23 protein-coding genes are annotated in these 24,312 nt (G+C 34.8%); 19 read left to right on the top strand and 4 right to left on the bottom strand.

Translation table 11 applies throughout. The annotated features are described in order from the left end of the window. Positions 1-1,254, bottom strand: coding sequence for a type IX secretion system plug protein (locus tag FC091_RS05785; protein ID WP_138433326.1), 1,254 nt, complete (start codon positions 1,252-1,254; stop codon positions 1-3). A 162-nt stretch (positions 1,255-1,416) separates the two neighbouring features. Between FC091_RS05785 and FC091_RS05780 the strand changes: the two genes are divergently transcribed. From FC091_RS05780 to FC091_RS05740, 9 genes are all read left to right on the top strand, one after another. Further along, complete coding sequence (locus FC091_RS05780; RefSeq protein WP_138433325.1) at positions 1,417-2,766, top strand: Na(+)-translocating NADH-quinone reductase subunit A; 1,350 nt, start codon at positions 1,417-1,419, stop codon at positions 2,764-2,766. Then, complete coding sequence (locus tag FC091_RS05775) at positions 2,766-4,043, top strand: NADH:ubiquinone reductase (Na(+)-transporting) subunit B (protein ID WP_138433324.1); 1,278 nt, start codon at positions 2,766-2,768, stop codon at positions 4,041-4,043. Before FC091_RS05780 ends, FC091_RS05775 begins: the two co-directional genes overlap by 1 nt. Before the next feature lie 2 nt (positions 4,044-4,045). Continuing rightward, positions 4,046-4,840, top strand: a complete 795-nt coding sequence (locus FC091_RS05770; protein ID WP_138433323.1) for a Na(+)-translocating NADH-quinone reductase subunit C — start codon at positions 4,046-4,048, stop codon at positions 4,838-4,840. 3 nt (positions 4,841-4,843) lie between these two features. Then, positions 4,844-5,476 carry an NADH:ubiquinone reductase (Na(+)-transporting) subunit D gene (locus tag FC091_RS05765; RefSeq protein ID WP_076617716.1) on the top strand — a complete coding sequence of 211 codons (633 nt, stop codon included), beginning with the start codon at positions 4,844-4,846 and terminating at the stop codon, positions 5,474-5,476. A 77-nt stretch (positions 5,477-5,553) separates the two neighbouring features. Continuing rightward, positions 5,554-6,291 carry an NADH:ubiquinone reductase (Na(+)-transporting) subunit E gene (gene nqrE, locus FC091_RS05760; RefSeq protein ID WP_138433322.1) on the top strand — a complete coding sequence of 246 codons (738 nt, stop codon included), beginning with the start codon at positions 5,554-5,556 and terminating at the stop codon, positions 6,289-6,291. Between the two features lie 12 nt (positions 6,292-6,303). Next, the gene (nqrF, locus tag FC091_RS05755) at positions 6,304-7,614 is read left to right on the top strand and encodes an NADH:ubiquinone reductase (Na(+)-transporting) subunit F (RefSeq protein WP_138433390.1); all 1,311 of its coding nucleotides are present in this window, start codon (positions 6,304-6,306) and stop codon (positions 7,612-7,614) included. Between the two features lie 152 nt (positions 7,615-7,766). Next, a complete protein-coding gene (gene lipA / locus FC091_RS05750; RefSeq protein ID WP_138433321.1) occupies positions 7,767-8,639 on the top strand; it encodes a lipoyl synthase in 873 nt (290 codons plus the stop codon). Further along, complete coding sequence (gene gap / locus FC091_RS05745) at positions 8,639-9,655, top strand: type I glyceraldehyde-3-phosphate dehydrogenase (RefSeq protein ID WP_138433320.1); 1,017 nt, start codon at positions 8,639-8,641, stop codon at positions 9,653-9,655. The genes lipA and gap overlap by 1 nt, the downstream gene beginning before the upstream one ends. 123 nt (positions 9,656-9,778) lie before the next feature. Further along, the gene (locus FC091_RS05740) at positions 9,779-11,920 is read left to right on the top strand and encodes a tetratricopeptide repeat-containing hybrid sensor histidine kinase/response regulator (protein ID WP_138433319.1); all 2,142 of its coding nucleotides are present in this window, start codon (positions 9,779-9,781) and stop codon (positions 11,918-11,920) included. Here the strand turns inward: FC091_RS05740 and lpxK are convergent. Next, positions 11,917-12,915, bottom strand: a complete 999-nt coding sequence (gene lpxK, locus FC091_RS05735) for a tetraacyldisaccharide 4'-kinase (RefSeq protein WP_138433318.1) — start codon at positions 12,913-12,915, stop codon at positions 11,917-11,919. The genes FC091_RS05740 and lpxK overlap by 4 nt on opposite strands. 40 nt (positions 12,916-12,955) lie before the next feature. Between lpxK and FC091_RS05730 the strand changes: the two genes are divergently transcribed. From FC091_RS05730 to msrA, 3 genes are all read left to right on the top strand, one after another. Then, entirely contained in the window at positions 12,956-14,050 is a 1,095-nt protein-coding gene (locus FC091_RS05730) for a Nif3-like dinuclear metal center hexameric protein (protein ID WP_138433317.1), read from the top strand. 2 nt (positions 14,051-14,052) lie between these two features. Next, positions 14,053-14,838, top strand: coding sequence for a zinc ribbon domain-containing protein (locus FC091_RS05725; protein WP_138433316.1), 786 nt, complete (start codon positions 14,053-14,055; stop codon positions 14,836-14,838). Positions 14,839-15,057: 219 nt separating this feature from the next. After that, a complete protein-coding gene (gene msrA, locus FC091_RS05720; RefSeq protein ID WP_138433315.1) occupies positions 15,058-15,720 on the top strand; it encodes a peptide-methionine (S)-S-oxide reductase MsrA in 663 nt (220 codons plus the stop codon). Positions 15,721-15,797: 77 nt separating this feature from the next. Here msrA and FC091_RS05715 read toward each other — a convergent pair whose 3' ends face one another. Beyond that, positions 15,798-16,604 carry a class I SAM-dependent methyltransferase gene (locus FC091_RS05715; RefSeq protein WP_138433314.1) on the bottom strand — a complete coding sequence of 269 codons (807 nt, stop codon included), beginning with the start codon at positions 16,602-16,604 and terminating at the stop codon, positions 15,798-15,800. Between the two features lie 81 nt (positions 16,605-16,685). Between FC091_RS05715 and FC091_RS05710 the strand changes: the two genes are divergently transcribed. Beyond that, positions 16,686-17,366: a hypothetical protein gene (locus FC091_RS05710; RefSeq protein ID WP_138433313.1), complete on the top strand. Its 681-nt coding sequence runs from the start codon at positions 16,686-16,688 to the stop codon at positions 17,364-17,366. A 145-nt stretch (positions 17,367-17,511) separates the two neighbouring features. Here the strand turns inward: FC091_RS05710 and FC091_RS05705 are convergent, their stop codons facing one another. Further along, complete coding sequence (locus FC091_RS05705; protein WP_138433312.1) at positions 17,512-17,931, bottom strand: (4Fe-4S)-binding protein; 420 nt, start codon at positions 17,929-17,931, stop codon at positions 17,512-17,514. A gap of 132 nt (positions 17,932-18,063) precedes the next feature. On the opposite strand from FC091_RS05705, the gene kynU reads away from it, so the two are divergent. The 6 genes from kynU (at position 18,064) to FC091_RS05675 (ending at position 24,284) form a co-directional block, all read left to right on the top strand. Beyond that, entirely contained in the window at positions 18,064-19,332 is a 1,269-nt protein-coding gene (kynU, locus tag FC091_RS05700; protein ID WP_138433311.1) for a kynureninase, read from the top strand. 70 nt (positions 19,333-19,402) lie between these two features. Next, on the top strand, positions 19,403-20,821 hold the full coding sequence (locus FC091_RS05695; protein WP_138433310.1) for an FAD-dependent oxidoreductase: 1,419 nt from the start codon (positions 19,403-19,405) through the stop codon (positions 20,819-20,821). A gap of 175 nt (positions 20,822-20,996) precedes the next feature. Then, the gene (locus tag FC091_RS05690) at positions 20,997-21,413 is read left to right on the top strand and encodes a RidA family protein (protein WP_138433309.1); all 417 of its coding nucleotides are present in this window, start codon (positions 20,997-20,999) and stop codon (positions 21,411-21,413) included. A 66-nt stretch (positions 21,414-21,479) separates the two neighbouring features. Next, positions 21,480-22,919, top strand: coding sequence for an aldehyde dehydrogenase (locus FC091_RS05685; protein WP_138433308.1), 1,440 nt, complete (start codon positions 21,480-21,482; stop codon positions 22,917-22,919). A gap of 60 nt (positions 22,920-22,979) precedes the next feature. Continuing rightward, positions 22,980-23,420: a hypothetical protein gene (locus tag FC091_RS05680; protein WP_138433307.1), complete on the top strand. Its 441-nt coding sequence runs from the start codon at positions 22,980-22,982 to the stop codon at positions 23,418-23,420. An 81-nt stretch (positions 23,421-23,501) separates the two neighbouring features. Next, complete coding sequence (locus FC091_RS05675; RefSeq protein WP_138433306.1) at positions 23,502-24,284, top strand: SDR family oxidoreductase; 783 nt, start codon at positions 23,502-23,504, stop codon at positions 24,282-24,284. Positions 24,285-24,312 lie beyond the last annotated feature (28 nt).

Raw genomic sequence — 24,312 nt, 5'->3', positions numbered from 1 at the left:
CTAATTAGAAATATCTACAGAGGTAGCTTCTCCGTAACCGATGAGCCTGTCATATCTCGCTCCTAAATCTCTGTAATACACTAAAGTCTTGTAGTTGTTTTCGGTTTGCCAGTAATCGCCACTAATAGCACCTTCATCAAGTTCACCTGTCTCACTATCTACAACAACATACTTATAATTATAAAATCCTTGTTTTAACCTAAAGTTTGTTTCGTATGCACCTTTTTCAGAATTATATTCCATTCTGGTCAGCGGTTCAATGGCAAATGCATTAAAATTACCATATACATGAATGTCTTTTCCGATTAATTCATCCTGTACTAATGAAAAATGCACCATGGTGTAGTCTGCTTCGATGTCTACGTCTGTTCGGTCTAATGCTGTTACCTGAAAATTGCCATTTAAATCTGGGTTGTAGGTGTAAGGTCTTCCTACTCTAGGCGCATTTGGGTACAAGTAAGTTTGGTAAATATCTTTTAGGTCAATAAACTGAACACCTACATTAGATACTCTTACATCCTTATTTTCAAACCATAAAAACTCGTTACTTCCCCAAAAAGCAGACTCAGTATCGTAACGATATATTAGCTCGTTACCAAGTGTGTATTGTGGCTTTAAATCTGAAATTGAAGTGTTGAGGTTGTTGTTTTGAATGATTACAGTTTTAATAGTCTCAAGAGGATTATTAAAATTGATGCTACTTGTAGAAATTGTAAGGTCAACCGATTGTTTTTCTTCAATAACTCTTACATCTCTAGAGCGTTTTACTCTAACACCAACATTAACCAAGTCTTCATATATCATGAATTTTCTGCTGAACATTAGTTCATCATATTCGTCATATATAGATATCATGTAGTTGCCACTCTTTAATAATGCTCTGGTTTGAATATTAGGGATTTGTAATTTATAGTGCGAATACACTTGGTAAGTATTAAAAGAGTTATAATATTCCAATATACGTTGATTGTCTAATCCTCTCATATACTCTGCCTTAGCAAGAACTGAAGGTGTCCAATCAAAGTTAAAATGCTCAATCACATAATAAAAGTCTTCTTCATTGGCATTAAGTGCGTCAAATTCTAAAACCAAAGGTTCTCCTAGTTTTAAAACAGGTAACTGACCCTGAGTGGTGTTACTTTTAAAGGTAATTGTTTTAATAAAATCTGGAGGACTAACTTCTTCTGCTTGCGCAAATAAAATTGTAGGGATGCTAAGAAAGCACAAAATATAGAAAAGTTGTTTTGTATTCATCTGGTAAAAGTAAGATACTATAAATATAATCAAAATCTGTGCCTCAATGCATAAGAGTTATTTATAATGATTATAAATAAAAATGTTGATGTTAAATTGAAAATAAATTGCTCTTTAATTCTTAAATTTGCACGGATTTTTAGATAACTAATCTTTAACTATATGTCAAAAGACATCAGAATAAAAAAAGGTTTAGATATAAAACTAGTCGGCGAAGCTGAGAAAACAACCGAAAATGCTATTGTTAGTAATTTTTATTATATCAGACCAGAAGATTTCCACAGTATTATCCCAAAACTTGTTGCTAAAGAAGGTACACGTGTAAAAGCGGGTGAAACGCTGTTTTACAACAAGGACATGGAGGACATGAAGTTTGTTTCACCTGTTTCGGGCGAGATAACTGAAATACAGCGTGGTCCAAGACGTCGTATCGACGCAATAAAAATTACTGCAGACAAAGAACAATTTTATGTAGATCACGGTAAGTTTGATATGTCATCTGATGCAGATAAACTAAAAGCACATCTACTGGCATCTGGTTGTTGGGCTTTTATTAAGCAACGTCCATACGATGTTGTGGCAAAAGCTAATAGCATTCCAAAAGGAATTTTCATTTCAGGGTATGCTAGCGCACCTTTAGCTGCTGATTTAGATTATACCTTAGCAGGCAAAGAAGCAGAATTGCAAGCTGCTGTTACTGCACTTTCCAAACTTACTGAAGGGAGCGTTCATGTTGCTGTAGGAAGTTCTAATTCTCCATTAGCAGGATTAGATAATGTAACTACTCATAAAGTTTCTGGTCCACATCCTTCAGGTAATGTTGGTACTTTAATTAATAAAGTAGACCCAATAAACAAAGGTGAAGTTGTTTGGACAGTCAACGCACAAGATTTAGTAATTATCGGTGAGCTTTTATTAACAGGAAAGTTTAATGCAGAGCGTATTGTAGCTCTTGCAGGTTCTTCTGTTAAAAAGCCTAGATATTTTAGAACAAAAATTGGTTCTGAAGTGGCAACTATGGTTTATGATAATGGCGTAGATAAAGATGGTAACGACAGAATTATTTCAGGAAATGTTTTAACAGGAAAAAAAGTAGCACCAGATGGAGCTTTAGATTATTATAGTAACGCCATTACTGTGATACCTGAAGGTGATGATTATGAATTCTTCGGTTGGAATAAGCCAGTATTTGATAAGGTATCAACGTCTAGAGCGCTAACATTTTCTTGGTTAAATCCAAAGAAAAAGTATGATCTCAATACAAATACAAATGGTGAGCATCGTGCATTTGTGGTTACGGGAAGTTACGAAGAGGTATTTCCTTTAGATATCTATCCAATGCAAATTCTAAAAGCTTGTATGTACAAAGATTTAGATGAAATGGAAGCGTTAGGTATGTATGAAGTAGCACCAGAAGATTTTGCATTAACAGAATTTATTTGTGTGTCTAAACAACCACATCAAAAAATAATAAGAGAAGGATTAGACTTAATGCTTAAAGAGATAGGATAATGGGTTTAAAACAAAATTTACACAATTTTAAAGAGAAGAATAAAGATAAAAAGTGGCTTCCAGGATTTAATGCTCTTTTTACCTTTTTGTACATGCCAAACGAGACCACGCATAACGGTACTCATATAAAAGCGGCAGATGATCTTAAACGTACCATGAATACGGTAATTATGGCTTTAGTGCCATGTTTAATATTTGGTATGTTTAACGCTGGTTATCAACACTACTTGGCACAAGGTCTAATAGACTCTGCTGACGGATTTTTAGGCGCATCTTTCTGGACATGGGACAATTTTGTTATTGGTCTTTGGAAAGTTCTGCCATTGGTGGTAGTGTCTTATGGTGTTGGCTTAGCTGTAGAATTTGTATTTGCCATAATTAAAGGGCATGAAGTAGAAGAAGGTTACTTGGTAACAGGAATGCTAGTACCATTAATTGTACCAGTAGACATTCCATTGTGGATGTTAGCGGTAGCTGTAGTTTTTGGTGTAATTATTGGTAAAGAAGTATTTGGTGGTACGGGAATGAATATTCTTAATCCCGCGTTAACTATCAGAGCATTTTTATTCTTTGCTTATCCAACTTGGATGTCTGGAGATAAAGTGTGGGTACATGGTGCTGTAGAACGCGATCAAGCCATTGCAAATGGCGCTAATTTAGATGCAATCTCTGGCGAAACTTTGTTAGGGTATTACGCTAAATCCGGACAAGAGCTAACTGTAGCAGGAACAGATACGGTAACCACTTATGGTGCTAGAGCAGAAGAACTATACTCTTATGCAGATATGTTCTGGGGTATCATACCTGGTTCAGTAGGTGAGACTTCAAAGTTCTTAATTATTATAGGTGCCCTATTTTTAATCTTTACTAAAATAGGAAGCTGGAGAATAATGCTAAGTACAGTGATTGGGGCATTAGTTATGGGACTAATCTTTAATGGAGTTGTCGATGCTGGTTGGATTGGTGAAACAAGTAAGTTTTATGGACTAATGAGTGTTCCATTTTGGCAACACCTTATCATTGGAAGTATATTGTTTGGTGCCGTTTACATGGCAACTGATCCTGTAACTGCATCTCAGACAAATAAAGGAAAATGGATATACGGTTTTTTAATCGGATTTATTTCTATTATGATACGCGTCTTTAACCCAGCATATCCAGAAGGTGTATTCTTAGCGATTTTATTAATGAATGTATTTGCACCGACTATTGACCATTATGTGGTACAAGCAAACGTTAAGAAACGAATGAAACGATTAAAAGCGAAAGTTGCATAACTATGGAAAATAGAACAGATAAAAATTCGTACACAATTATTTTTGCTATTGGAATGGTAATTGTTGTGGGTGCCTTATTAGCATATTTAGCATCGACATTAAAACCAAAAATTACCGAAAACCAAAGGTTAGAAAAGCAACAAAATATTCTTTATGCCATGGGCATAAATGAGAACGACGAAACAAGTGCAGTATTTATTTCTACTGACAAAGCACCTGAGGCTTTTGATACCAATGTTACTGATCAGATTGTTATTACAGTTGATGCTAATGGTAAGGTTGTTAAAACACAATCTAGGGATGAATATTACGAAGAAACTAAGCAGGAGCCATACCTTATAGATGTAAAGAAGCAGCAAGCAAGTGTAAAAGCTGGTGGAAACAGAAAGCTACCTTTATTTGTTGGTAAAACTCCAGAAGGAAAAACCGTCTATGTAGCTCCAATCTATGGTAAAGGACTTTGGGATGCTATTTGGGGTTATGTAGCGATGGACGAAGATATGATTGTTAGAGGTGCCTATTTTGACCATAAAGGGGAAACACCAGGTCTTGGTGCTAACATAAAGCAGCGTTATTTTATGGACGACTTTTACGGTGAGCATCTGCTAACTAAGAACGGAGCCTTTAAAGGAATAACAGTTGCAAAAGGTAATGCGGACCCAAAAAACAATGATAAAACTGATAATGAGGTGGATGCCATTGCTGGTGCCACAATAACTGGTGACGGTGTAACAGCAATGATTAAAAAAGATTTAAAATTATACTTACCTTACTTTAATTCATTAAAAGGAAAATAAGCGATGGCAAAAGATAGTAGATTAATATTAGACCCACTAACAGATAATAATCCAATTACTATTCAGGTATTAGGTATTTGTTCGGCACTTGCAATTACCGCTGAGTTAGAAGCATCAATTGTAATGTCTATCTCTGTGTTATTTGTAATGGGTGTAGGGAATGTTGTTATTTCATTAATGAGAAACATTATTCCTTCAAAAATTAGAATTATTGCACAGCTAATTGTTGTAGCGACATTAGTGATCATAGTGGATTTAGTTTTAAAAGCCTTTGCCTACGAACTCAGTAAAACGTTATCCGTATTCGTAGGTCTTATCATTACCAACTGTATCATTATGGGGCGTTTTGAGGCCTTTGCTTTAGGTAACGGTCCTTATAGATCTTTTTTAGATGGTATAGGAAATGCGCTAGGTTATGGAATTATCTTAATAATAGTAGGATTCTTTAGAGAGCTCCTAGGGTCAGGAACTTTATTGGGAATTCCGGTATTAGGAGATCCAATAGAGAAAACAGGTTTGTACGCTTTGGGTTATGAGAATAATGGATTTATGTTATTGTCACCAATGGCTCTGATTGTAGTTGGTATTATTATTTGGGTACAGCGTACAAGGAATAAAGCATTAATAGAAGATTAAATGTAGTAATGAGATTCTAGTAATGAGAATTTATATTTCTCAAAACTAATTGCTCAAAACTCAATACTAAAAAGAATATGGAACACGTAGAATTATTTTTTAAATCAATATTTATAGATAATATGGTATTCGCTACATTCTTAGGAATGTGTTCATACCTAGCAGTATCTAAGAAAGTGTCAACAGCTGTTGGCCTTGGTGCTGCCGTAATATTCGTATTAGCAATAACAGTGCCTTTAAACTGGTTGTTAGATCAGTATATTTTACAACCAGGCGCCTTGTCTTGGTTAGGTGCTGAGTATGCAAGCTACGATTTAAGTTTCTTATCGTTTATTATGTTTATAGCTACCATCGCAACTATGGTACAGTTGGTAGAAATTATAGTAGAGAAATTTTCACCTTCCTTATACAACTCCTTAGGTATATTTTTACCATTAATTGCTGTAAACTGTGCAATTTTAGGTGGATCTTTATTTATGCAGTCTCGTGAAATAGCAACTTTAGGCTTAGCACTTAACTACGGAATAGGTTCTGGTATAGGTTGGTTTTTAGCAATTTTAGCTATAGCAGCAATTCGTGAAAAAATTAGATACAGTAATGTGCCTCCAGCATTAAGAGGTTTAGGTATTACATTTATCATTACTGGCCTAATGGCAATTGGATTTATGAGCTTTGGTGGAATGTTGACAGGCGGTGATGACGAAGGTAAAGCTGAAGAAAAATCTGCCGCAATAGAAGTTATCGAAGAAGATGTTAAACAAGAAGATGCTAAAACTGAGTCTGACTTAGAATTGGCAGAAAATATAAATAAGTAATCGATGAGCATGATGATATTAGCCGCAAGTACAATCGGAACTGTAGTAGCAACTGTTGGAGCCTTTTTGTTGGTGACGCTATTACTAGTAGCATTATTATTATTTGTAAAACAAAAATTATCGCCTTCTGGACCAGTAAAAATACTCATTAATGGCGAAAAAGAAATTGAAGTAGCCTCAGGCGGGACACTACTATCAACATTAGGAAGTAATAAAGTATTCTTACCGTCTGCATGTGGTGGTGGTGGAACATGCATTCAGTGCGAATGTCACGTACTATCTGGCGGAGGAGAAGCTTTACCTACTGAAACACCTCACTTCTCAAGAAAGGAACTTCAGCATGGTGCTCGTTTAGCATGTCAGGTAAAAGTCAAACAAGACATGGAAATTACTATTCCCGAAGAAGTATTTGGTATTAAAAAATGGGAAGCAACCGTTGTTCGTAACTATAATGTTGCGTCTTTTATTAAAGAGTTTGTTGTTGAAATACCTGAAGATATGAATTACAAAGCGGGAGGTTATATTCAGATTGAAATACCACCATGCGAAATTAAATATTCTGATATAGATATTACCGCACACCCAGAAGAGCATGATACACCAGATAAGTTTCAAGCAGAATGGGATAAGTTTGGTCTTTGGCCATTAGTAATGAAAAACACAGAAACTGTAGAGCGCGCATACTCCATGGCTTCTTACCCAGCCGAAGGTAGAGAGATTATGCTTAACGTACGTATTGCCACTCCACCATGGGATCGCGCAAAAAACCAATGGATGAATGTAAATCCTGGTGTAGCATCATCATATATTTTTGCTCAAAAACCTGGAGACAAGGTGGTGATTTCTGGTCCTTATGGTGAATTCTTCATCAATGAATCGGAGAGCGAAATGCTTTATGTTGGTGGGGGTGCAGGTATGGCACCAATGCGCTCACACTTATATCACTTATTTAAAACCTTAAAGACTGGGCGTAAAGTAACCTATTGGTATGGTGGGCGTTCTAAGCGTGAATTATTTTATATAGATCACTTTAGAGAATTAGAAAGAGACTTTCCGAACTTTAAGTTCTACATGGCATTATCAGAGCCATTAGAAGAAGATAATTGGAAAGTTAAAAAAGACATCAACGATGAAGAAGGTGATGGTTTTGTAGGATTTATTCATAACTGTGTGATTGATAACTATCTTAACCATCATGAAGCTCCAGAAGATATAGAATTATACTTCTGTGGCCCACCGTTAATGAATCAAGCCGTTCAAAAGATGGGAGAAGATTTTGGTATCCCAGATGAACATATCAGATTCGATGACTTTGGTGGATAAACATTAAAGTACTAAATAAATAAAATCCTATTCAAAATTTTTGAGTAGGATTTTTTAATTCTGTTGTTTTTGAATACTCAGAATACTAAGATTATTGTAACACTTCTTTAATAATTTACTTCGTATCTTTGTTGTCTAGAAGAAGAAAATGAATGGAAACAAAAGTAGCTTCAAATATATTACCAGAACGCAAACCAAAATGGTTAAGAGTCAAATTACCAACAGGTAAAAAATATACAGAACTAAGAAGTTTAGTAGACAAGTACAAATTAAACACTATTTGTACATCCGGGAGTTGTCCAAACATGGGAGAATGTTGGGGAGAAGGAACGGCAACTTTCATGATATTAGGTAATGTCTGTACACGTTCTTGTGGTTTTTGTGGTGTTAAGACAGGAAGACCAGAAACTGTTGATTGGGATGAGCCAGAAAAGGTAGCACGTTCTATAAAACTGATGCAAATAAAGCATGCTGTTTTAACAAGTGTAGATAGAGACGATCTTAAAGATATGGGAAGCATTATGTGGGCAGAAACAGTAAAAGCTGTTAGACGAATGAATCCTGAAACTACTCTTGAAACATTGATACCAGATTTTCAAGGTATAGAGAGACATATTGATAGAATTGTCGAAGTAGCTCCAGAAGTTGTGTCGCATAATATCGAAACTGTTCGTCGCTTGACTAGAGAGGTACGTATACAAGCAAAATATGACCGTAGTATGGGTGTTTTAAAATATCTAAAACAACAAGGACAACGTAGAACTAAGTCTGGAATAATGCTCGGTTTAGGAGAGGCAAGGGAAGAAGTTATTGAAACACTTCACGATCTTAGAGAAAACGATGTTGATGTTGTCACTATTGGTCAGTATCTTCAACCAACCAAAAAACATCTACCTGTACAACGATTTATCAATCCAGACGAGTTTAATGAATACAAAGAAATTGGATTAGATCTTGGGTTTAGGCACGTAGAAAGTAGCGCATTAGTGAGATCTTCTTACAAGGCACAGAAACATATTAATTAATGATAAAGGTTGCCATAAATGGATTCGGTAGAATTGGCCGACGTGTATTTAGATTAGCATTAGACCATCCAAAAATAAAAATCGTTGCTATTAACGATATATCAGATGCCAAAACATTGGGTCACCTTCTTAAATACGACAGCATACATGGTGTGCTTCATAAACATGTTACCTACAGTGCTAATAGTATTATTATAGACGGTGATGCAATCCCTTTATTCAACGAAAAGCATCCTAAAACAATCAACTGGAAATCAACTCAACCCGATATAGTTATTGAATCAACCGGAAAATTTAAATCCAAAGCAGAATTACAACACCATATTACTAATGGTTCAAAAAAAGTGATCTTGTCTGTTCCGCCTACGGATGATGACATCAAAACTATAGTTCTTGGTGTCAACGAAGACGCTATCGTAGGCTCAGAGTCTATTATATCAAATGCTTCTTGCACCACCAACAACGCAGCACCAATGATAGCTTTAATAAAACAACATTTTGGTATAAAACAGGCTTATATTACAACGGTTCATTCATACACTACAGACCAAAGTCTGCACGACCAGCCACATAAAGACTTAAGACGGGCCAGAGCTGCAGGCCAATCTATTGTACCAACAACAACAGGAGCTGCAAAGGCTCTGACAAAAATATTTCCTGATTTATGCGATGTTATCGGAGGCTGTGGTATAAGAGTTCCTGTAGCAAACGGCTCACTAACTGACATAACTATTAATGTAGAAACTGATACTACTATAGAAGAAGTAAATTCTATATTTAAGAACGCTTCGAAAGGGTCTTTAAAAAATATTTTAGAGTATACAGAAGACCCAATAGTTTCAATAGATATTGTAGGTAATAGACACTCTTGTATATTCGACGCTCAGATGACTTCCGTTATCGGAAACATGGTGAAAATAGTGGGCTGGTACGACAATGAAACAGGATATAGTTCAAGAATTTTAGATTTAATTTGCAATTTATCGGATAAAAAAGCACTTTTGTCGAATAAATAATTATATTTGTTTTATAAATAGAGCTGAAATGTCCCGAATCAAATATCACATATTTGTTTTTTTAGCATGTTTTTGTAGTCTGGTTTTCGCGCAACAAAGTGTTGTGGAAGATCCAGACATGTTATCTATACGCTTACAAGAACGAATTATCAAGCAAAATTAGAAAGCGATAGAGGTGATTATTACAATGCTCTAAATAACCTTGATAAAGCTTTAGATATAGCGAAAACTATTGATGATAAAATAAGTCAAGGAACAACACTTACCAAAATAGCTAAAGTGCGTTACCTAGTAGGCGAAACCGATAAAGCTAATATAGCACTAGGAAAAGCAATTCAGTTGCAACGCGAAAATGATGACTATGGTAATCTTGCGGTCAGTTATAATATACAAGGTGTTGTATACAGTACTGATGAAAAATATAAGTTGGCATTAGATTATTACAATTCCGCAAAAAATTTGTTTGAACAAGAAGATTTGGAAGAATACATTTCAGAAGTTACCTTAAATGAAGCAAAGGCATACATAGCACTGCAGAGATACGAAGAAGCTAAAACACAGCTCGATAAAACAATTATTATTTCTAAGAAATATGAACAAAGAAGAGTTTTAAGTAGTGCCTTAATTCAGTCTGGTAAAGTATCGAGTGCACTAGATAATACTGATTTAGCTTTATCTCAGGTAGAGGAAGGACTCTCAATTGCAAAAGCCCATAATGTAGTAGAAAATGTTAATGAGGCTTATTTAACTTTAAGTGATATACATAAAAAAAGAGGTGACTATAAAAATTCATTGGAGAACATAACCCAGCACATACGTCTTTCTGATTCTATATTAGATGTTAAGCGCGAAAACTTAGCTTTAGGTGTTTCAAGCCAAGTTATCAATAAATATAAGGATGCCCAAAATGAGCAGCTCAAACAACAAATAGACGAAGTAAGTGCGGAAAGTAATTTTACAAGAATAACAACGATATTAAGTATTGCCTTAATTACAATTCTTTCGCTTTTAACTTTATCCTTATATAAAAACAACAATATAAGGTTGAAGACTAACAATATGCTTCACAAAAAAAATGATGAGCTTATCGTTGCTAAAGAAAAAGCAGAGTTAGCCTCAAAAACAAAAGCTAACTTTTTATCAACCGTAACACATGAGTTAAGAACACCTCTTTATGCTGTTACAGGGCTGACTAATATGCTTTTGGATGAAAACCCAAAAGAACATCAAATACCACACTTAAAATCATTAAAATTTTCAGGAGATTACTTGTTGACGTTTATTAATGATATTCTTCAAATAAATAAAATTGAAGCAAATAAAGTTGAGCTAGACCCTGAAATATTCAACCTTAAAAATAAAATAGAAAATGTAATGTCTGCCTTAGACAATTCAGCTAAGGATAATGGCACTAAATTACATTTCGATTATGAAGATGGTTTGCCAGAAAGTTATAATGGTGACCAGCTAAAGATTTCCCAAATCTTAATTAACCTACTCGGAAATGCCATTAAATTTACAAAAGATGGAGACATCTGGGTAAGAGCGTACAAAATTGATCAAAAGGACAATAAGTACACCTTACGTTTTGAAATTGAAGATAATGGTATTGGTATTACAAAAGAAAAACAAGACCAAATGTTTGAGAGCTTCTCCCAAGGCTCCGTGCAGATTAATCGCAAGTATGGCGGTACAGGTCTTGGTTTATCGATTGTAAAAGGACTTATCAAAATTCTTAAAGGAAAAATTTATTTGAAGAGTGAACTTGGAAAAGGTACTACATTCTTCTTTGAGATTCCCCTAGAGAAGGCTGAGACAGTTGATACGCCAGCGGTAGAAGAAACTAAACAAACAAATAAGATGGAAGATTTGGATCTAAGCGAAGTGAAGATTTTAATTGTCGAGGACAATAAAATCAACCAAATGATTACCAAAAAGATTCTCAATAAAATGGGACTTTATTGTGATGTTGTAGATAATGGTGAAGCTGCCGTAGAACAAGTAAAATCAACAGATTATAATGTTGTTTTAATGGATATTCATATGCCAGGTATCAGTGGTTTAGAGGCTACTAAGATTATTAGAACTTTCAATAAAGACTTAGTCATCTTCGCATTAACAGCTGTAACGTTAGAAGATAAAATGCATGAGTTTGGTGAAGCCGGGTTTAATGATATCATCTCTAAGCCATTCAAGCAAGAAGATTTTGAAGGTAAGTTATACGATGTGCTTTCAGGTAAAGAAGTAGTGTCTAGTTTCTTTTAGCCTACAAAAGACATAATTGCATTATCAAAAACATCTTTTTTATCAATAGTTATTTCAATCGGAAGGTAGAATAATTTAGCTTCTAAACTTTCATTATCCACTAATCGGACAAAATCTTTTTCTGTAGTTATAATCAATTCCTTTTTTGCTAATTCTTCAATGTCATTTATCCTAAAACTATAGTGGTCAGGGAACTCTAAATGATCAAAATTTAATCCCTTAGTTTTCAAAAATTTAACCAAAGGCGTTGCATTAGCTATACCAGTTACAAGCGTAAATTCTGGTAAAGATTGTACTGCCATCTTAGAATGTGTTGAAATAACCTTTTCAGCGTAACTTATAGAGCTAAATACTAATTGTTGATATGGTTTAATCCCTAACCCATTAGAAATTTTATGTTTTTCACTTTCAGAAATATCCGCAGGACATTTTGTTACTACAATTATATCAGCTCTTTTAGCACCAGATCTTGGTTCTCGTAAGTTTCCAGTAGGCAAAACAATATCATTGCTATACAGGTTATAATATGCGGTTAGCAGAATATTAAAACCAGCTTTTACTTTTCTGTGTTGGTAAGCATCGTCTAGTAAAATAACTTCAGGTTTATCCTCTAACTCTAGCAATTGTGCAATACCATTTTGGCGATTACCATCAACAGCAACTTTTATATCCTTAAATTTTCTGAAGAATTGAAAAGGTTCATCACCAATGGTATCAGCTGTTGCACCTTGGCCTGCCAACTCATAACCCTCGGTTATGCGTTTGTAACCTCTGCTTAGTGTAGCGACAGACTTTTCATCTTTTAGCAAACGAATCAAGTATTCTATCATAGGTGTTTTTCCTGTGCCACCAGTACTAAGATTTCCAACACAAATAATCGGAATGTCATATGATTTTGAAGACTTAACACCTTTATCGTATAGCCAATTTCTTAGCCAGGTCACCAAGTAGTAAATTGGCACAACAGGAAACAATATGATGCGTAGAAATTTCACAAGCACTAAATTATATTATTTTTGAAACAAATATACACTTATGCTAGTACACGACGTAATAAATCATTTACACGAGTTGGCTCCTTTAAACTATGCCGAAGATTTTGATAATGTTGGCCTTTTGGTGGGTGACAAAAATCAAACAGTCACAGGTGTTTTGGTAACTTTAGACACGCTTGAAGCTGTTGTAGATGAAGCTATAGAAAACAACTGTAATCTAATTGTGAGTTTTCATCCTATCATTTTTAAAGGCCTAAAAAAACTGACCGGTAAAACCTATGTAGAGCGTGTAGTTATAAAAGCAATACAGCATAAAATCGCAATTTTCTCAATACATACGGCTTTAGATAATGCATTTCAAGGTGTTAATTCTATAATCTGCGATCAGTTACAATTACAGAATAAAAAGATTTTAATACCACAATCTGGCACCTTAAAAAAGTTACAAACCTATGTACCTAACGAAAATGCTGAAGCATTAAGAACAGCATTATTTAGTGCAGGCGCAGGCAACATAGGTAATTACGATGCTTGCAGTTTTAATCTTGAAGGCAAAGGAACTTACAGAGGAAATGAAGAATCAAATCCAACATTAGGTGAAAAAGGCAAATTACATACCGAAAATGAAACTTTAATTTCTGTAGTATTTGCAAAACATACAGAATCTAAAGTTCTAAGAGCACTTTTTAATACACATCCTTATGAAGAAGTAGCTTACGAAGTTACCACGTTAGATAATACCAACCAGTATATAGGTATGGGAATGATTGGTGAGTTGGCAAAAGAGATGGATGAGTTAGACTGTTTAAATTACGTAAAGCAAAAAATGAATACCAAATGCGTGAGACATTCAAAACTCCTCAATAAATCAATAAAAAAGATAGCGGTTTTAGGAGGTTCTGGAAGCTTTGCCATAGGTGCAGCTAGGGCATCTGGTGCAGACTTGTTAGTAACAGCAGATCTTAAATATCACGACTTTTTTAGTGCAGAAAACAATATTTTGTTAGCAGATATTGGTCATTATGAGAGCGAACAGTTCACAAAATCGTTTTTAGTAGACTATCTCTCGAAAAAAATTACTAATTTTGCAGTCATTTTATCAAAGACAAATACAAATCCGGTAAAGTATTTATAATTATGGCGAAAAAAGCTGAAGTTACTGTAGAAGAGCGTTTAAGAGCGCTTTACGATTTACAGTTAATAGACTCTAGAGTAGACGAAATAAGAAATGTGAGAGGTGAGCTTCCTTTAGAAGTAAGAGATTTAGAAGATGAGGTGGAAGGGTTAAATACCAGACTAGAGAAACTAAATGATAGCCTTGCTGTTATTGATGATGAGATTAAAGGAAAGAAAAATTTAATTGAAGAAGCTAAAGCTTTAATCAAAAAATATAGCGAGCAACAAAATAACGTTAGAAATAATAGAGAATACAATTCATTGACCAAAGAGATTGAATTTCAGGAATTAGAGATTCAATTGGCTGAAAAGCACATCAAAGAATTTAAGGCTCAGATAGAGCAGAAAAAAGAAGTTATTTCTGAAACTAAAGACCGTTTAAAAGATCGTAAAGAGCACCTTAAGCACAAAAAAGGTGAATTAAATGAAATCTTAAAAGAAACTGAAAAAGAAGAAGAGGCCTTAATCGCTAAATCAGAAGATTTTCAGAAGAAAATTGATCAACGTTTAGTAAAAGCGTATTTGAGAATTAGAAATAATGTAAAAAATGGTTTAGCGGTAGTACCAATTGAACGTGGAGCTTCTGGTGGTTCTTTCTTTACTATTCCACCACAGGTACAAGTAGAGATTGCTTCTCGTAAAAAAGTTATTACTGATGAGCATAGTGGTCGTATCTTAGTAGATGCTGCTCTTGCAGAAGAAGAAAAAGAAAAAATGGATAAGTTATTTGCTAAACTAGCAAAGTAACTACCATTAAATAATATCTCAAAAGCCTTCACAATTTGTGAGGGCTTTTTTATTTAATAAAACTTTAAAAGATTTCTTTTTAAGGAATTGTATTTTTATACGTCTATAGAAAAGTAAAAAAGAAATTTATGAAATACCCAGAAAAAGAATATGCAAATCAACGAAAAATGATAATCTGGGTATTCCATCTTACCTTAAAAAACAAATAAATATTAGCAAATGAAAAAGTTACTCATCATTTTAAGTATAAGTTTATGTTTTAACTGTCATAATCAAGCACAAAACAATCCAAAACAACAAGAAATAATTAATGCAGAACCTGTAGAAGTTCCTATGGAAGATGGTAAGGCAAAAGCCTATTTTGCAAGTGGGTGTTTTTGGTGTGTAGAGGCAATTTACGAAAGTGTAAAAGGAGTTGAAGAAGTCTACAGTGGTTTTTCAGGTGGACATACAGATGATATTACGTACGAGAAAAGTCACTCCGGTACAACAGGACATGCTGAAGCTGTTGAAGTTATTTACGATCCAGAGATTGTGAGTTTTTCTACTTTAGTAGACGTGTATTTTGGTTCTCAGAATCCAACACAAGTTAATGGTCAAGGACCAGATAAAGGGCCGCAATACCGTTCTATTATATTTTATCAAAATGATGAACAAAAAGAAATTATAGAGAATAAGAAAGCAGCGCTTGCGAAAGAATTAGATGCGACAATAGCTGCTGAAGTATATCCATTCTTAAAATTTTATAAAGCGTCAGACTATCATCAGGATTTTGAAAAGCGAAATCCAAACCAGAGTTATGTAAGAGCGGTTTCTATTCCTCGATTAAATCGTTTTAAAGCTAAGTTTCCTGAGTTACTGAAGGATGAAGAGAAGCATTAAATTGCTATTCAGAAAGGTTTTTTTAGATCTTGTAAGTTGTAAGTGTTTATAAGTAGTTTATTTTCCCCTTTGGGGAATTAAAGGGGCTTTTTAGTCGCCTTAATCTCAAAAATCATAGGGAATAATTGTTTTTTCATATTATATAATCCTGTTTCAGTTTTAATCAAATCAGGAAAAACATCATAAGGGCTTTCATCATGTTCGTTAAGATACTCAATCTGCAAGCCAGCTTCGATAAGTGCATTAACCACTTGTGAAAGTCCATGATTCCAACCATATTCCTTACTTACCATTTTAGAAGATTGGTTAGCATATGTACCTTCGTATTCTTCATAAATAACTTCATCTTGGCTGTAATGGTATTTCATTTTTGGTTTACCATCCACATAATCAAACATCCATAGAATAGGATGAAACTCTACCATATAAAATGTACCACCAATCTTAAGTCGTTCAGAAATCATTTTAGCCCAAGGTTTTAAATCTGGCAACCACCCAATAACTCCATAACTCGTATAAACAATATCAAACGTTTTATAAATGTGTTTTGAAGTATCTAAAACATTGCAGCACACAAATTCGGCTTTTAGGTTTAATTCGTCATTTAGTTTTTGGGCAAGCTTAATGCCTTCGTTGCTCAAATCCACACCAACGCACTGCGCTCCCATACGTTGCCAGCTTAAGGTGTCTTGTCCAAAATGGCATTGCAAATGCAAAAGTGATTTCCCTTTAATATCGCTTAATGCCTTTAGTTCGTAGAGCATTAAAGAAGATTTTCCAGACTTAAAAGCTTTCATATTATACATTTCACTTTGCGCATGTATCGCTACTTTCTTATTCCACGTGTCTCTATTGGTTTCAAAGTAGTTATTGGTGTCTTCCATTTTTAATAACTTTTTGTTCCTTCCTTTTGAGAAGGTTAGGATGGGCTTTAAATTTGTATCTAAATTAAATAACTTTTTAATATGAAGCCTTTATATCTTAGTTTCATCTGCTTACTCATAGTTTTTTCTTGTAAGTCTGAAAAGAAAGAAACTCCAAACAAAACAAAAGAAACTGAATTAAGTATCGCTGAAAGAATAGCTCATGCTCACGGTTATAAGAATTGGGTAAATGTTGAAAAAGTGGCATTCACTTTCAAAGTAGACAGAGATACTATAAAAGGTAGCGGTCGTTCATGGGTTTGGTTTCCAAAGAACGATAGTGTTTATATGAAGGCAGGAACACAAGAAGTAAGGTACTCTAGGAAAAATCTAGACAGTGTGCCAGCCAATGTAGATAAAGCCTTTATAAATGATAAATTTTGGCTTTTAGTACCATTTCAATTGGTTTGGGATACATCTGCTACAATTTCTGAGCCAAAAAAAGTAGAATCGTCAATTAACAAAGAACAATTGGAGATGATTACAATTACCTATCCTGATGAAGGCGGTTACACACCTGGTGATGCCTATGATATTTATTTTGATGAAGATTATTTGATTAGAGAATGGACGTATAGACAAGGAAATTCACCAGAACCATCATTGTCTAATACATTTGAAAGCTATCAAGATTTCAACGGTATAAAAATAGCAATAGACCACAAAAAAGATAATGGTAATTGGAACTTAAATTTTACAGATGTAAGCATAACGCTTAAATAAAGAGATTAAAATTTTGGCATTACTTTTGTAATCTATAATGTAAGTTTCACGTGAGTCATTACGACTTAGAACGTATAGCTTACATTTTCCGCCTTTTGGCGTCTATATATATTCAAGCACTTTAGTTTACAAGCTAAAGTGCTTTTTATCCTTTAAAGTCTTGTTTAACATGGGCTCCATCACAGTAGGGCTTATTTTGCGAAGCTCCACATCGGCAAAACGCTGTAGTCTTATTTTTGGTTTCTTGTTTCCCGTCTTTGTGGGTAACTTTAAGCGTGCCGTAAATTAATAGCGGACCGTTTTCTAACACTTCAACTTTAGTTTCTAAAATCTCTGAAGTTTTGTCCTCACTATCAGTCATATAATAGCTTAGTGCTCCTGATGGGCATTTTTTAACCGTTTTAATGATGTTGTCGGTTGTGCCTGAATCAATTTTTATCCAAGGTCGTTCCTTAGGTTGAAACACATCTGGTAAGCCCTTTACACACATTGCTGAATGAATGCATTTTTCAGCCTCCCAAACAACAGTGACTTCGCCGTTAGAATATTCTTTTGTATTGCCCATCTGTAATTAGATTTTTAAAGTTAGAATTAAACTCTTTTTCTTTAAAGGTACTAAAATTTAATCCTTAATCAGCCTTTTAATACTACACTTTAAATCCTTATTTTTGTTACAAACCGATAAATCTATCTCAAATTGTTCAACTTTCAAACTAACCTAGAATACGCTAAACAGCAAGATGAGTTAGATAACTTATCCCATTACAGAAAGCAATTTCATATCCCAAAAGATAAGAACGGAAATGAGCTGATCTATCTATGTGGAAATTCTCTTGGATTACAACCAAAATCTACAAAAGATTATATAAATCAAGAATTAGAGGATTGGGCAAATCTAGGGGTTGAAGGACATACACATGCTAAAAATCCATGGATGCCTTATCATGAGTTTTTAACAGAAGCTTCAGCAAAATTAGTAGGAGCAAAACCTATCGAAGTGGTTACTATGAACTCGTTAACGGCAAACCTACATTTTATGATGGCGTCTTTTTACAAGCCAACAAAAAAACGTTATAAAATTTTAATAGAAAGTGATGCATTTCCATCTGATAAATATGCAGTAGAGTCACAATTACGTCATCATGGTTTTGATGATAAGGAAGGATTGTTGTTATGGAAGCCAAGGACAGGCGAAGAGTTGCTTAAATATGAGGATTTAGAACAAATTCTTGAAACTCATGGTAATGAAATAGCGTTAATAATGATTGGTGGAGTTAACTATTACACTGGGCAGTATTTCGATCTAAAACGCATTGCCAAATTAGGTCATAGCCACGGTTGTATGGTTGGTTTCGACTGTGCACATGGCGCAGGAAATGTAAAATTAGACTTGCATAATTCTGGTGCTGATTTTGCGGTATGGTGTACCTACAAATATTTAAATTCTGGACCAGGAAGTTTATCAGGTTGTTTTGTACACGAGCGACACGCTTATGATAAAAGCTTAAACCGCTTTGCAGGCTGGTGGAGCCATAATAAAGAAACGCGTTTCAATATGCGTCATGAGTTCGATGTATTGCCTGGAGCCGAAGGTTGGCAGCTGAGTAATCCACCTATTTTATCAATGGCGGCAATTAAGGCATCATTAGATATGTTTAACGAAGTTGGGATGGATAAACTCACAGAAAAATCTAAAAAACTGACAAGTTATTTTGAGTTTTTGTTGCAACAGTTAGGTGAAGATGTTATAAGAATCATTACTCCATCTAACCCTGAGGAACGAGGTTGTCAGCTATCTATTCAAGTTTTAAATGCAGATAAATCACTCCACCAAAAACTTACTGATGCAGGTGTTATAAGTGATTGGCGCGAACCTGATGTGATCCGTTGTGCACCAGTACCATTTTACAACAGTTTTGAAGATGTGTTTAGAATGGTAGAAAAGTTGAAAGAAATTTTAAATTAAACTGTCATCTCGAGCGCAGTCGAGAGGTCATAAAAAGGTCTCTACTGGGCTCAACCAGACAACAAAAATAATGAAACAAAAAGAAAACATATTAATCATTGGTGCAGGTTTATGCGGCTCACTTTTAGCATTACGATTAGCACAAAGAGGATATAATGTCAATGTTTACGAAAGTAGACCAGATCTACGCACAACAGATATTTCCGCAGGTCGTTCTATCAATCTTGCTTTATCAGATCGCGGATTCAAAGCCTTACGTTTAGCTAATGTTGAAGATAAAGCGCGTGAGATATGTATCCCAATGAAAGGCAGACTCATGCACGATACCGAAGGTAATACCTTTGCGTCCAACTATTCTGGTCGCGATAACGAATACATCAACTCAATTTCAAGAGGCGATTTAAACGGAATGCTATTAACCGAAGCCGATACATACGACAATCTCACCATTCATTTTAATACCGAATGTGAAACGGTAGATTTAGATACCAATACTGTTCATTTTACAAACCGAAATACAAAAGAAACCTTTAACGTCACTGCAGACGTTATATTTGGTGCCGATGGAGCGGGTTCAGAATTAAGAAAAAGCTACTTTTTACAACGTAAATTCTTATTTAGTTTTTCTCAGAATTTTTTAACCCATGGTTATAAAGAGTTAGAAATTCCTGCAGCAAAAGACGGAAGCCATCAAATAAGCAAAGATTATTTACATATTTGGCCAAGAGGTGGTTATATGTTAATTGCCTTACCAAATTTAGATGGAAGTTTCACCGTAACCTTATTTTTAAGTCATGAAGAAGGCGAGTATAATTTCAAAGATCTAGATACAGAAGACAAGATTAGAGCCTTTTTTCAAGCGCAATTTCCAGATGCATTGGCTTTAATTCCAAACATAGCATATGAATTTGCTAACAATCCAACGGGACCTTTGGGTACTATTAAGTGTTCACCATGGTATTATAAAGGCAACACCTTAATTTTAGGTGACGCAGCGCACGCTGTTGTTCCGTTTTATGGTCAAGGGATGAATGCATCTTTTGAAGATGTTGCAGTTCTAGATAGTGTTATCGATAAGCACGAAGGCGACTGGGAAACGATTTTCAAAACATATCAAAACGTAAGAAAAGCAGATGCAGATGCTATTGGCGAATTAGCTCAAGAGAATTATTACGAAATGCGAGATCACGTTGCTAATCCAATGTTCAAGAAAAAACGTCAGCTAGAAGTGCAATTAGAAAAGCATTTTCCAGAGGACTATTTTTCAAAATACTCAATGGTAACATTTAATGAAAATATTGGTTATCATGAAGCCATGACTAAAGGTCGTGCGCAAGACAAAGCCATTTTAAACATGATTGCAGATAACGAGATATCGATAACAACAGATATGACCAATGAGCAATTAGAAAAGGCTTTACAAAAAGTACAAGAAAAAACTAACGATATTATTGATGATGACAACGTTGCAAAAACAATGCATCATTAAATTCCTGCGAAAGCAGGAATCTTTTAAAACAAGAATAAATTGTCACTTCGAGCGCAGTCGAGAAGTCTATCCAAAAGACAGCTTTATTGCCTCAATATGGCCCAATAATTATAAAAATAGATTCTGAATCAACACTTCGACAGGCTCAGTGTGACAATTCAGAGAGGCGATCATTATGAATACAAACGCAGGAACTAAAGTAACACCAAGAGGCGCATATCCACACGTAAAAGTGGTAGGCGATTTCATTTTCGTTTCAGGAACCAGCTCAAGACGCGCAGACAATACGATTGCTGGTGTAGAACTTATTGACGAAATGAATACTAAAAAATTAGATATCGAAGTTCAAACCAAAGAAGTTTTAAAAAATATCGATAAAAATTTACAAACCGTTGGAGCAAGTCTAAAAGACGTGGTTGATGTGACCACATTTTTAGTAAACATGAACGATTTTGCAGGCTACAACAAAGCCTACGCTGAGTTTTTTGAAAAAGAAACTGGACCAACAAGAACAACCGTTGCTGTACACCAATTACCGCATCCAGATCTGTTGGTTGAGATTAAGGTGATGGCGTATTTGAAAAAAGATTAATGAACCAAGACACAAGACTAATCTGTCTTGATTCTTGACTCTTGGGTCTAACATCTATTTAACATAATGAATATTCAAAACTACATAAACGGCGAATTCGTAAATCCAGAAAGTAATCAGTGGATTGATAACTACAACCCTTCAAACGGTGAAGTCTATGGGCAAATCCCAAACTCATCAAAGGACGATGTAGAGCAAGCCTATAAAGCTGCACAATTTGCTTTTCCAAGCTGGAGTCATACTACATTAGAAGAACGAAGCAGAATTCTAATTAAAATTTCAGAATTATTAGAAGCCAATTTAGACCGTTTTGCTGAAGCCGAAAGTAAGGACAACGGAAAACCCATAAGTCTCGCCAAAATGGTTGATATACCAAGAGCAGCAAGTAATTTCAGGTTTTTCGGAAATGCCATTACACAATTTGCAAGCGAAAGCCACGAAAGCGTTGGTCAAAACGCTGTAAATTATACTTTACGCCAACCTATTGGTGTTGTAGGCTGCATAAGTCCATGGAATTTACCCTTGTACCTTTTTACTTGGAAAATCGCACCAGCAATCGCAGCAGGTAATTGTGTCGTTGCCAAACCAAGCGAAGTCACACCAATGACAGCGTATTTGTTAGGCGAAATTTGTAATGAAGCTGGCTTACCTAAAGGCGTATTGAATATTGTTCACGGTTTAGGCACCACGACTGGTCAGGCAATCGTAGAGCATCCAAATATCAAAGCCATTAGTTTTACTGGCGGAACTGCAACTGGTGCACATATTGCCAAAGTTGCCGCACCAATGTTTAAAAAATTATCTTTAGAATTAGGAGGAAAAAACCCAAACATCATCTTTGCCGATTGCGATTATGATGATATGTTGAACACAGCGGTACGCTCGTCGTTTGCTAATCAAGGTCAGATTTGTTTATGCGGAAGTCGAATTTTTGTAGAGGAAACTATTTACGATAGATTCAAAACAGACTTTGTAAACAAAGTAAAAGAGTTGAAAGTTGGTCATCCTTCTGAAAAAGACACAAACATTGGAGCATTAGTTTCAAAACCGCATCTTGAAAAGGTGAAAAGCTACATCGAAATTGCTAAAGAAGAAGGTGCAACTATTTTATGTGGTGGAAACGAAGTCACTGTTGAAGACTATGAAAACGGTTACTATTTACAACCAACAGTTATTGAAGTTCAAACAGACGATTGTCGTGTTAATCAAGAAGAAATTTTTGGTCCAGTAGTTACCATTATGCCATTTAAAACTGAAGACGACGTTTTAGAGATGGCTAACAAAGTAAAATACGGATTATCGGCAACGCTTTGGACAAATAACCTAAAACGCACGATGCGAATGAGCAACCAACTTCAGGCAGGCATCGTTTGGGTAAATACTTGGATGATGCGCGATTTACGTACACCTTTTGGCGGAGTAAAAGCAAGTGGAGTTGGTCGCGAAGGTGGTTTTGAAGCTTTACGCTTTTTTACTGAGGCTAAGAATGTATGTATAAAATACTAGAAGCCCATCTTCCGTCTTCCCAAAGGGAAGAAACTGAAAGAAGTAATTAAAATATAAAATTTGACTAGAAAAGATTTCTTATTTGATATTTGGAAAAAATATTTAAGACCTATCTTATTTATTTTTATAATGTTATTTTGTATTAAGTCTCTAATCGATTTATTTATAAAAAATAATTTTAGTGACTTTCTAACTGTTGGAGCAATAGTAACTATACTATTGTTAATCTACGTTTCAACATATTTTTTGAATTTATTAATTAAATCATTTGGAAAAAAAGTAACTTCAAAATTACCCGATTCAATTAAATCATTATTTAGAGTCATAAATAAAATTACAACTTTTATTCAACCTTTTATTATTGGTGCATTAGTATATCATTTTTGGTATGTTGATAAAACAATAGCTGTCGTATTAATTTTTATTGTCTTAAGTGAGAAAATAAGTTATTTTATTAAATCAGAAAGACAAAATGAATACGAAAGTAATAGTGTAAAGTGATTAAAACGTATATAATCTAAAAACACTTAATTACCCAGTTAAGTGTTCCTTCCCTTTGGGAAGGTTAGGATGGGCTTTTTTATGGACTTAAAACTAAACAACAAATACGCACTAGTTTGTGGTAGCACAGCAGGTATTGGTAAAGCAACTGCTTTAGCTTTAGCCGAAGAAGGTGTAAATATTACACTAGTTGCAAGAAACGAAGACAAGCTAAAGGCAGTTTTAGCTGAACTGCCAAAACACAGAAACCACGATTATATCGTAGCCGATTTTTCTAATCCGATGGAATTAAAAGAAAAAGTTGAAAGCTATATTAAAAACAATCACGGATTTCATGTATTAGTAAACAACACTGGCGGACCAGCTGGCGGACCAGTTTTTAATGCAAAAATTGAAGAATTTGAAAGCGCTTTTACACAGCATTTAAAATGTAATCATGTATTAGCTCAAGCTATTGTTCCGTTTATGAAAGCTGAAGAATATGGACGTATAATTAATGTGATTTCAACATCTGTAAAACAGCCATTAGACGGACTTGGTGTAAGCAATACCATTCGTGGTGCTGTAGCCAACTGGAGTAAAACCTTGGCTAACGAGCTTGGACAATTTGGCATTACTGTAAACAATCTATTACCTGGTGCAACTGGAACAGAACGTTTAACCGAAATCATTAAAAACAAAAGTGCTAAAAGTGGTAAGACAGAAGAAGAATCTGCTAACGCCATGAAAAGCGCTATACCAGCAAAACGATTTGCAAAACCAGAAGAATTAGCTGCTGCAATTACTTTTTTAGCAAGTGAAAAGGCGAGTTATATTAACGGAATTAACCTTCCGGTTGATGGTGGTAGAACAAAAAGTTTATAATTGCCCATCCTAACCTTCCCAAAAGGAA

Origin of the sequence: Winogradskyella algicola, from assembly GCF_005869935.1 — a bacterium.
Classification (GTDB): Bacteria; Bacteroidota; Bacteroidia; order Flavobacteriales; family Flavobacteriaceae; genus Winogradskyella; species Winogradskyella algicola.
The sequence above is the reverse complement of the archived record's forward strand: the minus strand, read 5'-3'. Positions and strand labels throughout refer to the sequence as shown.